We start from the raw sequence: 11,115 nt of genomic DNA, 5'->3' as shown, positions 1-11,115 counted from the left end.
GGGGGGCCGGGCGGCCGGGGGCCGGGCGGGTGGGTCGCGGGGTGGGGCGGGGACGGTGAAGGGCGCGCCGGGTTTGCCGGCGCGCCCTTCGGTGGTGCGGTGGTTCGGGGGAACTACATGCTGGAGATGTCGCCCTGCTTGGCGCGGACGGCCTCGGCGGCCTCCAGGAGGCTGGCGCGCTCGTCGGCGTCCAGGTCGGTCTCGACGACCCGCTTGACGCCCTCGGCGCCGATCTCGGCCTCGACACCCAGGTAGACACCGGAGATGCCGTACTCGCCGTCGACCCAGGCGCAGACCGGCATGACCTCGCCGGAGTCCTCCGCGACGGCCTTCGCCATCCGGGCCGCGGCGGCGGACGGGGCGTAGTAGGCCGAACCGGTCTTGAGCAGCGCGACCACCTCGGCGCCACCGTTGCGGGTCTTGACGACCAGCTCCTCGATCTGCTCGGCCGGCATCGCGTCACGCAGCGGCTTGCCGTTGACGGTGCTCTTCGACGGCACCGGGACCATGGTGTCCCCGTGCGACCCCAGGGTCAGCGTGCGTACCGACGCCACCGGCACGTTCAGCGCCTCGGCGACGAAGTTGCTGAACCGGGCGGTGTCGAGCATGCCGGCCTGGCCGAGCACCCGGTTCTTCGGGAACTGGGTGGCGAGCTGGGCCAGCGCGGTCATCTCGTCCAGCGGGTTGGAGACCACGATGACGACGGCGTTCGGGGCGTACTTGGCGACGTTCTCGGCGACCTGGCGGACGATCTTGGCGTTGGTCTCCAGCAGGTCCATCCGGCTCATGCCGGGCTTCCGGGGCAGACCAGCGGTGATCACGACGACGTCGGAGCCCTCGATGCTCTCGTAGCCCTCACCGTTCGGGCCGGTGGTCACGCCGACGACCTTGGTCTCGAAGCCCTCGATGGCCCGGGACTGGTTGAGGTCGAGCGCGAGGCCCGCGGGCTTGCCCTCCACGATGTCGGTGATCACTACGGTGTCGAAGACGTCGTACTCGGCCAGGCGCTGTGCGGTGGTGGAGCCGTAGAAGCCAGCCCCGACGACAGTGACCTTCTTACCCATGGTCGTCCCACTCCCTGATACCAGTCGGTTTTCCGGACCGTATCAGTCATCCTGGCACCGATCGGGCCAGGGGCGGCGGCCATCGCCGGGATGGGGTGAACGTCACCGCCGTCCTGGTTCGGCGCCGCCGAGGTGCGGTTCAGCCGCGCTCGGCGCGCTCCACGACGTTGCTGAGCAGCATGGCCCGGGTCATCGGGCCCACGCCGCCGGGCATGGGGACCAGCGCGCCGGCCGTCTCGGCGACCTCCGGGGCGACGTCGCCGGTGTAGCGGCCCTTGCCGTCCGCGCCGATCACGCGCGTGATGCCGACGTCCACCACCACCGCGCCGGGGTTGATCATGTCGGCGGTGAGCAGACCCGGTACGCCGGCCGCGACGATGACGATGTCGGCGGCGCGGGTGTGCGACGCGAGGTCCAGGGTGCCGGTGTGGCAGAGGGTGACCGTGGCGTTCTCACTGCGCCTCGTGAGCAGCAGGCCGAGCGGTCGGCCGACGGTGTTGCCGCGGCCGACCACTGCGACGGTGGCACCGCGCAGCGCCACGTCGTGCCGGCGGAGCAACTCGACGATGCCGCGCGGGGTGCACGGCAGCGGACCGTCGTAGCCGAGCACGAGCCGACCCAGGTTGACCGGGTGCAGGCCGTCGGCGTCCTTGTCCGGGTCGATCAACTCCAGCACCCGCTGGGTGTCGAGGTGGGCCGGCAGCGGCAGCTGGACGATGTAGCCGTGGCACGCCGGGTCGGCGTTCAGCTCGGCCAGCACGTCGTCGACCTGCTGCTGGGTGGCGTCGGCCGGCAGTTCGCGGCGGATCGAGGCGATGCCCACCTCGGCGCAGTCGCGGTGCTTTCCGTTGACGTACGCCTGGCTGCCCGGGTCCGCACCGACCAGGACCGTGCCGAGCCCCGGGATGATGCCGCGTTCCGCGAGTGCCTTGACCCGTATGCGCAGCTCGTCCTTGATCTCCGCTGCGGTTGCCTTGCCGTCCAGAAGCGTCGCCGTCACGACCAGATCGTCTCACGGCCGGCAGCCGCGGTTCCGACGACCTCGGCTCGACCCCACCCGGCGCCACTGGGAGGTGCCGGCCACCGGGCGGCCGGGTCGGGGTTGAGCGGGTCGCCGTCGGAGTGACGGTCGGTGAGGTGTCGCTAGTCACTCTCGGTCACAATCTGTGGATTCGATCACGGTCGAACCAGACAGGCCGGCAGTCGCCAGCAAAGACCGGATCGTCACCCCGAAAGGCGTCGAGTCGACCCAGGCCAGCCCAACGAACCCGTCAGCGCTCCCGGATTTCCGCAGGCCAGTGTCGGTAGAAGCGGTTTCGCCTAGCAGATTCGCTAGCCCCCGACAAGTGAGGCAACCCCGGACCGTTACCCACCCGCAACCGCGTCGTTGTCGAAGGCCCGCCACCGACCTACCGTTACCGCTTGTTGCGCAGCGTAACCCAGCGTCGGGCCTGACTGCGCAGCGTGAGGAGATGAGGAGGCTCAATGCGAGTTCGTAGACTCGCCGCCTGGACCGCCCTCCCGCTCGCGGTGACGCTGGGCCTCGCGGCCTGCGGCAGCGGCGGAGACGGTGGATCCGGTGGCAGCGACAGTTCGGCGGTCAGCATCCAGATCGCCGAGCCGAAGCACCTGGTTCCCACCAACACCACCGAGACGTCCGGGTCGCAGGTGCTCGCCGGCCTGTTCAGCCCGCTCGTCGACTACGACGCCCAGAACAAGCCGTACGAGGTCGCCGCGCAGTCGATCACCTCGACCGACAACAAGGTCTGGACGATCAAGCTCAAGGACGGCTTCACCTTCCACAACGGTGAGAAGGTCACGTCCGAGGACTACATCAACGCGTGGAACTACGGCGCGTACGCCCCGAACGGCCAGGACAGCAACTTCTTCTTCGAGAAGATCGCTGGTTACGCCGACCTGCAGGGCAAGGCGCCGAAGGCCAAGGAGATGTCCGGTCTGAAGAAGGTCGACGACCTCACCTTCACCGCGACGCTCACCGAGCCGTACATCGACTTCAAGACGACGCTGGGCTACAACGCGTTCTACCCGATGCCGGACGCCGCGTTCTCGGCTCCGGGCGTGCTCAAGGACTCCTACGAGCAGGCGCCGATCGGGCAGGGCCCCTTCAAGATGAAGGGCGCCTGGCAGCACGACAGCAAGATCGACGTCGAGCGCTACGACGCGTACCCGGGCGAGAAGCCCAAGGTCAAGAACATCGAGTTCCGGATCTACCAGCAGCTCACCGCCGCCTACGCGGACGTCCTGGCGGACAACCTGGACGTGCTGCCCACGATCCCGACCGAGAGCCTGAGCACCGCGCCGACCGACCTGGGTGACCGGTACAAGACCAGCCCGATGTCGTCGTTCCAGTTCCTGGCGTTCCCGACGTTCGACAAGGACTACAGCAGCCCGGACGTGCGTAAGGCCATCTCGATGGCGATCGACCGTGACGAGATCACCAAGTCGGTCTTCAAGGGCTCGCAGACGCCGGCGCGCTCCTTCGTCTCGCCGGTGCTGCCGGGCTACCGGGAGAACACCGCGGGCAAGGCGGGCGAGTTCAACCCGACCGAGGCCAAGAAGCTCTACCAGGCCGCCGGCGGCCCGTCGAAGATCGTCATCTCGTACAACGGCGACGGCGGGCACAAGGACTGGGTCGACGCCACGGTCAACCAGCTCAAGGCCAACCTGGGCGTGGACGCGGTCGGCTCGGCCGAGCCGAAGTTCGCCGACCTGCTGACCAAGGTTGAGAAGAAGACGCCGGTGGGTGCGTTCCGGATGGGTTGGGTCATGGACTACCCGACCATGGAGGACTACCTCGGCCCGCTGTACAGCACGAACGGCTCGTCGAACTACTACGGCTACAGCAACCCGGAGTTCGACAAGCTGGTCAAGGAGGGTTCCGCCGCCAAGACGCAGGACGAGGCGATCGCCAAGTACCAGCAGGCGGAGGACATCCTGGCCAAGGACATGCCGGTGATCCCGCTCCGCTTCGGCGAGAACGTGTTCGGCCACTCGTCCAAGGTCAAGAACGTGGAGATGGACCTGTTCCAGCGGGTCAACCTCGTCAAGATCGAAGCAGCCAGCTGAGCTGACCACGGTGCGGGCCACCCAGGCGACGAAGCCCGGGTGGCCCGGACCGCACCACCGGGGCCGGGCCGCAGCAGCGGACCCGGCGTCGGTGGTGCCGGCTCCCCCGGGCCGGACGGCACGTATCAGATATTTCGGGTACGACCAGAGATGCCGTCCTGCGACCCTTTCGCACATTTCCGGAGAGACTGCTAAGCATGTTCCGCTACATCCTGCGGCGCCTACTGCAGATGGTCCTGGCGTTCTTCGGGACCACCCTGATCGTCTACGCGCTGACATTCGCCGGGCAGGGCGACCCGATCCAGGCGCTCGCCGGCGAACGGCCGGTGACGCCCGCGCAACGGGCCTACCTGACCGAGAAGTACCACCTGGACGCCACGGGCGTCGGTGGCTTCTTCTACCGCTACTTCGACTACGTGAAGAACCTGCTCCAGGGCAACCTGGGCGAGTCGCTCACCGGTCGGAACATCGGAGACATCCTCCAGCAGGCCTGGCCGGTCACCGTGCGGCTCGCGCTCATCGCGCTCGCTGTGGCGATCATCTTCGGCGTCACCGCCGGGGTGCTCGCCGGCATCCGCCGGGCCAGCATCTTCGACAACTCGACGCTGGTGCTGACCCTGCTGGTGCTGGGCATCCCGACCATCGTGCTGGCGCCGCTGGCGCAGTACTTCCTGGGCGTCAAGTGGCAGCTCTTCCCACCCACGGCCGGCTCCGACCCGACGTTCTACGCGCTCCTGCTGCCGGGCATCGTGCTCGGCTCGCTGTCGCTGGCCACCGCCCTACGACTCACCCGGGCCTCGGTGGCGGAGAACCTGCGCGCGGACTACGTCCGGACCGCCCGGTCCAAGGGCCTGGTCAAGCGGCGCATCGTCGTCGTCCACGTGCTGCGCAACTCACTGATCCCGGTGGTCACCTTCCTCGGTGTGGAACTGGGCAACCTGATGAGCGGCGCGATCATCACCGAGGGCGTCTTCAACATCCCCGGCGTCGGCTTCAACCTCTTCCGCGGCATCCGCACCGAGGACGGCCCCCTGGTGGTGGGCATCGTCAGCGTGCTCGTCGTGGTCTACCTGGTCTCGAACCTGGTGGTGGACGTCCTGTACGCCGTACTCGACCCGAGGATCCGCTATGAGTAAGCCCAGCGAGGTGGCGGCATGAGTGACTTTGAGACCGTGGCGGCCACCGAGAACCAGGCCGCGCGACGCGGCCCCTCGGGAGAGCCGGGCACACCCAACCAGGTCGGCGCCGCGAACAAGCCCCGCAGCCTGGCCGGGGACGCCTGGCGCGACCTGCGCCGCAATCCGATCTTCTGGATCTCGCTGGCACTTGTCGTCATCTTCACCCTGATGGCGCTCTTCCCCGGGGTTTTCACCGCCAACAACCCGAACGACTGCCTGCTCTCCCGGCAGCATGCCGGGCCGTCCGGCGGGGCCATCTTCGGGTACGACTTCCAGGGCTGCGACACGTACTCCCGGGCGGTCTACGGCACCCGGGCGTCGCTGCTGGTCGGTGCGCTCGCCGCGCTCGGCACCGGGATCATCGCGCTGGTGATCGGCATGCTGGCCGGTTACTTCGGCCGCTGGGTCGACGCGGTGCTCTCCCGGGTGATCGACGTGGTGCTCGGCATTCCGCTGCTGCTGGCCGCGATCGTGCTGCTCAAGCGGGTGTCCAGTGACAGCCAGTGGGCTCGGATCGGCGCGGTCGTCTTCGTGCTGGCCCTGCTCGGCTGGACCACCGCCGCCCGCGTGGTGCGGTCCTCGGTGATCACCGCCAAGGAGCAGGACTACGTCGCGGCGGCCCGGATGCTCGGCGCCGGCAACAGCCGGATCATGTGGCGACACATCCTGCCGAACTCGCTGGCCCCGGCGATCGTCGTGCTGACCATCGCGCTCGGCTCGTTCATCGCGGCCGAGGCGACGCTCTCCTTCCTGGGCATCGGCCTCAAAGCGCCCACCATCTCGTGGGGCCAGGACATCGACACCGGCCGGATCCACATGCGGGAGGCGGCCACCCCGTTGATCGTCCCGTCGGCCTTCCTGGCGCTGACCGTGCTGGCGTTCATCATGCTCGGCGACGCGATCCGTGACGCCTTCGACCCGAAGCTGCGGTGATCCCTCATGACCATCAATCCCACGCCCGCCTCCGCCACACCCGAGGGCGGTCACCTGCTGGAGTTGCGGGACCTGCACGTCGAGTTCCGCACCAACGAGGGTGTCGCCCGGGTGATCAACGGCGTGTCGTACCACCTGGACGCCGGCGAGACGCTTGCCGTGCTCGGCGAATCCGGCTCGGGCAAGTCGGTCACCGCCCAGGCGATCATGGGCATCCTGGACACCCCGCCCGCGTTCGTCCGCTCCGGCCAGATCCTCTACCAGGGTCAGGACCTGCTGACCCGCTCCGAGGAGCAGCGCCGGCAGGTACGCGGCAAGGAGATCGCGATGATCTTCCAGGACGCGCTCTCCGCCCTCAACCCGGTCTTCCCGGTCGGTTGGCAGATTGGTGAGACGCTGCGCCAGCGCGCCGGCATGTCCCGAGGCGACGCTCGACGTCGTGCCGTCGAACTGATGGATCTGGTCAAGATCCCCGGTGCCGCGAAGCGGATCGGGGACTACCCGCACCAGTTCTCCGGCGGGATGCGGCAGCGCGTCATGATCGCCATGGCGTTGGCGCTGGACCCCAAGGTGCTGATCGCCGACGAGCCCACCACGGCACTCGACGTGACCGTGCAGGCCCAGATCATGGACCTGCTGGCCGACCTGCGCCGGGAACTCAACATGGCGATGATCCTGATCACCCACGACCTGGGCGTGGTCGCCGGTGTCGCGGACCGGATCGCGGTCATGTACGCCGGCCGGATCGTCGAGCACGCCGACGTCCGCTCGCTCTACAAGGCGCCCGCCCACCCGTACACCAAGGGGTTGTTGGAGTCGATCCCGCGCCTGGACGTCCGCGGCCAGGAGCTGTCGACGATCAAGGGGTTGCCGCCGAACCTGATGCGCATCCCGTCCGGCTGCCCGTTCCACCCCCGGTGCCCGTACGTCCAGCAGGTCTGCGTGGACGAGGTGCCGCACGACCTGGTCCTCGGCGACGGCCGGACCAGCGCTTGCCACTTCGCGCAGGAGGTCCGTGATGACAGCGTCGCCCGCTAACCCCACCAAGGTCCGCGGCGAGACCATCCTCTCCGTCGACAATCTGGTGAAGCACTTCCCGATCACCCAGGGCGTGCTGTTCCAGCGGCAGATCGGGGCGGTGAAGGCCGTCGACGGCGTGAGCTTCGAGCTGCGTCGGGGCGAGACGCTCGGCGTGGTCGGCGAGTCCGGCTGCGGCAAGTCCACCCTCGCCCGGCTGCTGATGCGGCTGGAGAAGCCCACCTCCGGACGCGCCACCCTGGAGGGCAAGGACCTGTTCAAGGCTTCCGGGGGCGAGCTGCGCCGGTTGCGCCGCAACATGCAGATGGTGATGCAGGACCCGTACACCTCGCTGAACCCGCGGATGACCGTCGGCGACATCATCGGCGAGCCGTTCGAGATCCACCCGGACGCCGCGCCGAAGGGCAGCAAGGCCAAGCGGGTCCAGGAACTGTTGGACCTGGTCGGGCTCAACCCGGAGCACATCAACCGGTACCCGCACCAGTTCTCCGGCGGTCAGCGTCAGCGCATCGGCATCGCCCGCGCGCTCGCGCTGAAGCCCGAGGTGATCGTCTGCGACGAGCCGGTGTCGGCGCTTGACGTCTCCATCCAGGCCCAGGTGATCAACCTGCTCAAGCAGCTCCAGGGCGAGCTGGGGCTCTCGTACATCTTCATCGCGCACGACCTGTCCGTGGTGCGGCACATCGCCGACCGCGTCGCGGTGATGTACCTCGGCCGGATCGTCGAGATCGGCACCGAGGACGAGATCTACGAGCGGGCCACCCACCCGTACACCCAGGCTCTGCTCTCTGCCGTGCCGGTGCCGGACCCGGAGGCCCGCGACCAGCGCAACATGATCCGGCTGGTCGGCGACGTGCCCAGCCCGGCCGACCCGCCGAGCGGGTGCCACTTCCGGACCCGCTGCTGGAAGGCCCAGGAGGTCTGCGCCGTCGAAGACCCGGCAACGGTCCCGAGGGCGGCGGACCCCCACCCCTCGGCCTGCCACTTCGCCGAACTCCGCCCCACCCCGGCCTGACCGCACCTGACCCCTGCCGTTGATCATGAAGTTATTGCCCTGACACGCCGACGTGCAGGGCAATAACTTCATGATCGACGGGGTCGAGCCCAGGGGGTTAGTGGAAGAAGTGGCGGGTTTTGGTTAGGTACATCGTTACGTTGGCCTTCTTGGCTGCTTTGATGACCTCTTCGTCGCGGATCGAGCCGCCGGGCTGCACGATGGCGCGGACGCCGGCGTCGATGAGGATCTGCGGACCGTCGGCGAACGGGAAGAACGCGTCCGAGGCGGCGACCGAGCCACGGGCCCGGTCGGCGCCGGCGCGGGTGACCGCGAGTTGCGCCGAGTCGACCCGGTTGACCTGACCCATGCCGACCCCGACCGTGGCGCCGTCCTTGGCGAGCAGGATCGCGTTGCTCTTCACCGCGCGGACCGCCCGCCAGGCGAACGCGAGATCCCGCAGCAGCTCCTCGTCGGCGGCCTCGCCGGTTGCCAGCTGCCAGTTCGCCGGGTCGTCGCCGGGGGCGTTCACCCGGTCGGCGACCTGGGCCAGCACGCCACCGGTCACCGGCCGCAACTCCACCAGCGCCGGCGTCCAGGCCGGTGCCCGCAGCAGCCGGATGTTCTTCTTGCCCTGCAACACCTCGACCGCGCCCTCGTCGAAGCCGGGCGCGACCACCACCTCGGTGAAGATCTCGGCGACCTGCCGGGCCAGCTCGACCGAGACCGGCCGGTTGACCGCGATGACGCCGCCGAACGCCGAAACCGGGTCGCAGGCGTGCGCCAGGCGGTGCGCCTCGGCGACGTCCGCGCCGACCGCGATGCCGCACGGGTTGGCGTGCTTGATGATCGCCACCGCCGGCTGGTCGGCGAAGTCGTTCGCGGCCCGCCAGGCGGCGTCCGCGTCGACGTAGTTGTTGTACGACATCTCCTTGCCGTGCAGCTGCTCGGCCTGGGCCAGCCCCGCCGGGGCGTCCGGGTCGGTGTAGAGCGCGGCGGGCTGGTGCGGGTTCTCCCCGTAGCGCAGCGCGGTCGACTTGCGCAGCGCCAGCCCCGCGAACTGCGGCCACCAGTCGTCGGCGGGTGCCAGCTCCTGGGCGCACCACTGGGCCACCGCGACGTCGTACTCGGCGATGTCGGCGAACGCCCGGGCGGCCAGAGCGCGACGCTGGGCCAGGGTGAAGCCACCCTCGCTGAGCGCGCCGATCAGCGCCGGGTAACCGGCCGGGTCGGTGAGCACGGCGACCGAGGCGTGGTTCTTGGCGGCGGCCCGCACCATGGCCGGGCCACCGATGTCGATCTGCTCCACGCACTCCTCGACGCCGGCGCCGGAGGCGACGGTCGCCTGGAAGGGGTAGAGGTTGGAGACCAGCAGGTCGAACGCCGCCACGCCCAGCTCGTCGAGCTGTGCCACGTGGGTGTCCTTGCGCAGGTCCGCGAGGAGACCCGCGTGCACCTTCGGGTGCAGGGTCTTCACCCGACCGTCGAGCACCTCGGGGAAACCGGTCACCGTCTCCACCGGCGTCACCGGCACCCCGGCGGCGGCGATGGTGCCCGCCGTGCTGCCGGTGGACACGATCTCCACGCCGGCCGCGTGCAGGGCCTGAGCCAGCTCGACCAGCCCGGTCTTGTCGTAGACGCTGACCAGCGCCCGCCTGATCGGGCGGCGCCCGTCCTGAGTGGGACTCACGGAACCGTGACCTTCCTTCCGGTGATGGTCCAGCCTTCGCGGACCAGCCGACCGACCTGCTCGACGAGCTGGCGCCGCTCGGCTTCCTTGATGCGCTCGGTGAGCGTGTCGACGTCGTCGTCGTCGAGCACCGGCACCGCGACCTGCGCGACGATCGGCCCGGTGTCCATGCCGGCGTCGACGAAGAAGAGGGTGGCGCCGGTGAGCTTCACGCCGTAGGCGAGGGCGTCACGCGGGCCGTGGATGCCGGGAAACGCCGGCAGCAGCGTGTTGTGCGTGTTCAGGTAGCGGTCGCCGAAGGCGGAGAGGAAGTGCGGACCGACCAGCTTGAGGAAGCCGGCGGAGATGACCAGGTCGGGCTGGTGCTTCGCGACGTGCGCGGTGAGCGCGAGGTCCCAGGCTTCCCGGGTGTCGTGGTCGCGGACCCGCTCGACGAAGGTCGGCACCCCCGCCGCGTGGGCCCGGTCCAGGCCCGCGATGCCGTCGCGGTCCGCGCCGACCGCGACGACCTGTGCGCCGTACGCGGGGTCGGCGGCGGCATCCAGCAGCGACTGGAGGTTGCTCCCGGAGCCGGAGATGAGGACGACGATGCGGGCGACAGGCGCGGGCTCGGTCACCGGGCCACCCTATCGGGCAGGTCAGGGACGCCCTTCGGCTGGGCCGCGCGCCGATCTTCGACGGTGCCGATGTGCGTCGACCCGATACGCTGCCGCTCGCTCGGGCCGGACGCCGCACCGGCCCACACACCGACCCTGATCCGGGGCACACGCCCTTTGCTCTGCACCCGCCCAGGCACCACCGACCGACAGCGAGCGGTCGACAAGGGCAAGTTTGCCTGCTTTGGGAGACATGTCGTCCTGTTGCTGTGCTGGGCTTTGGGAGGACTGACCGCGATCATGGATGGAAACAAAGAGCACCAACTGACGGAACCAGTCCAAGGAGCTTCTCGAATGCAGCCCGGTAACCCCGGTCAGGACCCGTACGGCCAGCAGCCCAACCAGGACCCGACCGCTCCCCAGCCGCCGGCCGCCCCGTACGGCCAGCAGCCGACCTCCGGCCAGCCGTACGGCCAGCAGCCGCACGACCCGTACGCCGCGCCGCAGGCCCCCTACGGTCAGCAGCCCACCTCGG

General features: G+C 69.4%; 9 protein-coding genes and 1 pseudogene. 6 read left to right on the top strand and 4 right to left on the bottom strand.

Annotation, left to right across the window (positions count from 1 at the left end; translation table 11 throughout):
* Positions 1-113 precede the first annotated feature (113 nt).
* Together PSH25_RS09340 and PSH25_RS09335 are read right to left on the bottom strand one after the other, a co-directional pair.
* Positions 114-1,064, bottom strand: a complete 951-nt coding sequence (locus PSH25_RS09340) for a malate dehydrogenase (protein WP_112583765.1) — start codon at positions 1,062-1,064, stop codon at positions 114-116.
* Between the two features lie 139 nt (positions 1,065-1,203).
* The gene (locus PSH25_RS09335; protein ID WP_238658633.1) at positions 1,204-2,064 is read right to left on the bottom strand and encodes a bifunctional methylenetetrahydrofolate dehydrogenase/methenyltetrahydrofolate cyclohydrolase; all 861 of its coding nucleotides are present in this window, start codon (positions 2,062-2,064) and stop codon (positions 1,204-1,206) included.
* Positions 2,065-2,549: 485 nt separating this feature from the next.
* On the opposite strand from PSH25_RS09335, the gene PSH25_RS09330 reads away from it, so the two are divergent.
* The 5 genes from PSH25_RS09330 (at position 2,550) to PSH25_RS09310 (ending at position 8,315) form a co-directional block, all read left to right on the top strand.
* Positions 2,550-4,151 carry a peptide ABC transporter substrate-binding protein gene (locus PSH25_RS09330; protein WP_238658632.1) on the top strand — a complete coding sequence of 534 codons (1,602 nt, stop codon included), beginning with the start codon at positions 2,550-2,552 and terminating at the stop codon, positions 4,149-4,151.
* A 197-nt stretch (positions 4,152-4,348) separates the two neighbouring features.
* Positions 4,349-5,287, top strand: a complete 939-nt coding sequence (locus PSH25_RS09325) for an ABC transporter permease (protein WP_238658631.1) — start codon at positions 4,349-4,351, stop codon at positions 5,285-5,287.
* An 18-nt stretch (positions 5,288-5,305) separates the two neighbouring features.
* Positions 5,306-6,262, top strand: coding sequence for an ABC transporter permease (locus tag PSH25_RS09320; RefSeq protein WP_238658630.1), 957 nt, complete (start codon positions 5,306-5,308; stop codon positions 6,260-6,262).
* 6 nt (positions 6,263-6,268) lie between these two features.
* The gene (locus tag PSH25_RS09315; protein ID WP_238658629.1) at positions 6,269-7,300 is read left to right on the top strand and encodes an ABC transporter ATP-binding protein; all 1,032 of its coding nucleotides are present in this window, start codon (positions 6,269-6,271) and stop codon (positions 7,298-7,300) included.
* Complete coding sequence (locus tag PSH25_RS09310) at positions 7,281-8,315, top strand: ABC transporter ATP-binding protein (protein ID WP_238658628.1); 1,035 nt, start codon at positions 7,281-7,283, stop codon at positions 8,313-8,315. Before PSH25_RS09315 ends, PSH25_RS09310 begins: the two co-directional genes overlap by 20 nt.
* Positions 8,316-8,412: 97 nt before the next feature.
* Here PSH25_RS09310 and purH read toward each other — a convergent pair whose 3' ends face one another.
* Both purH and purN read right to left on the bottom strand, forming a co-directional pair.
* Positions 8,413-9,984: a bifunctional phosphoribosylaminoimidazolecarboxamide formyltransferase/IMP cyclohydrolase gene (purH, locus tag PSH25_RS09305; protein ID WP_238658627.1), complete on the bottom strand. Its 1,572-nt coding sequence runs from the start codon at positions 9,982-9,984 to the stop codon at positions 8,413-8,415.
* A complete protein-coding gene (gene purN / locus PSH25_RS09300; RefSeq protein ID WP_238658626.1) occupies positions 9,981-10,601 on the bottom strand; it encodes a phosphoribosylglycinamide formyltransferase in 621 nt (206 codons plus the stop codon). The genes purH and purN overlap by 4 nt, the downstream gene beginning before the upstream one ends.
* Before the next feature lie 333 nt (positions 10,602-10,934).
* On the opposite strand from purN, the pseudogene PSH25_RS09295 reads away from it, so the two are divergent.
* Positions 10,935-11,115, top strand: a pseudogene (locus PSH25_RS09295) (DUF4190 domain-containing protein); the annotation flags it as partial.

The sequence above is a fragment of the Micromonospora foliorum genome (assembly GCF_022229015.1).
Lineage (GTDB): Bacteria > Actinomycetota > Actinomycetes > Mycobacteriales > Micromonosporaceae > Micromonospora > Micromonospora foliorum.
The sequence above is the reverse complement of the archived record's forward strand: the minus strand, read 5'-3'. Positions and strand labels throughout refer to the sequence as shown.

Bases quoted from the DNA above. Each gene is read 5' to 3' on its own strand.
- PSH25_RS09340 (WP_112583765.1), bottom strand. From the start codon at position 1,064: ATGGGTAAGAAGGTCACTGTCGTCGGGGCTGGCTTCTACGGCTCCACC.
- PSH25_RS09320 (WP_238658630.1), top strand. From the start codon at position 5,306: ATGAGTGACTTTGAGACCGTGGCGGCCACCGAGAACCAGGCCGCGCGA.
- PSH25_RS09325 (WP_238658631.1), top strand. From the start codon at position 4,349: ATGTTCCGCTACATCCTGCGGCGCCTACTGCAGATGGTCCTGGCGTTC.
- PSH25_RS09310 (WP_238658628.1), top strand. From the start codon at position 7,281: ATGACAGCGTCGCCCGCTAACCCCACCAAGGTCCGCGGCGAGACCATC.
- PSH25_RS09315 (WP_238658629.1), top strand. From the start codon at position 6,269: ATGACCATCAATCCCACGCCCGCCTCCGCCACACCCGAGGGCGGTCAC.
- PSH25_RS09330 (WP_238658632.1), top strand. From the start codon at position 2,550: ATGCGAGTTCGTAGACTCGCCGCCTGGACCGCCCTCCCGCTCGCGGTG.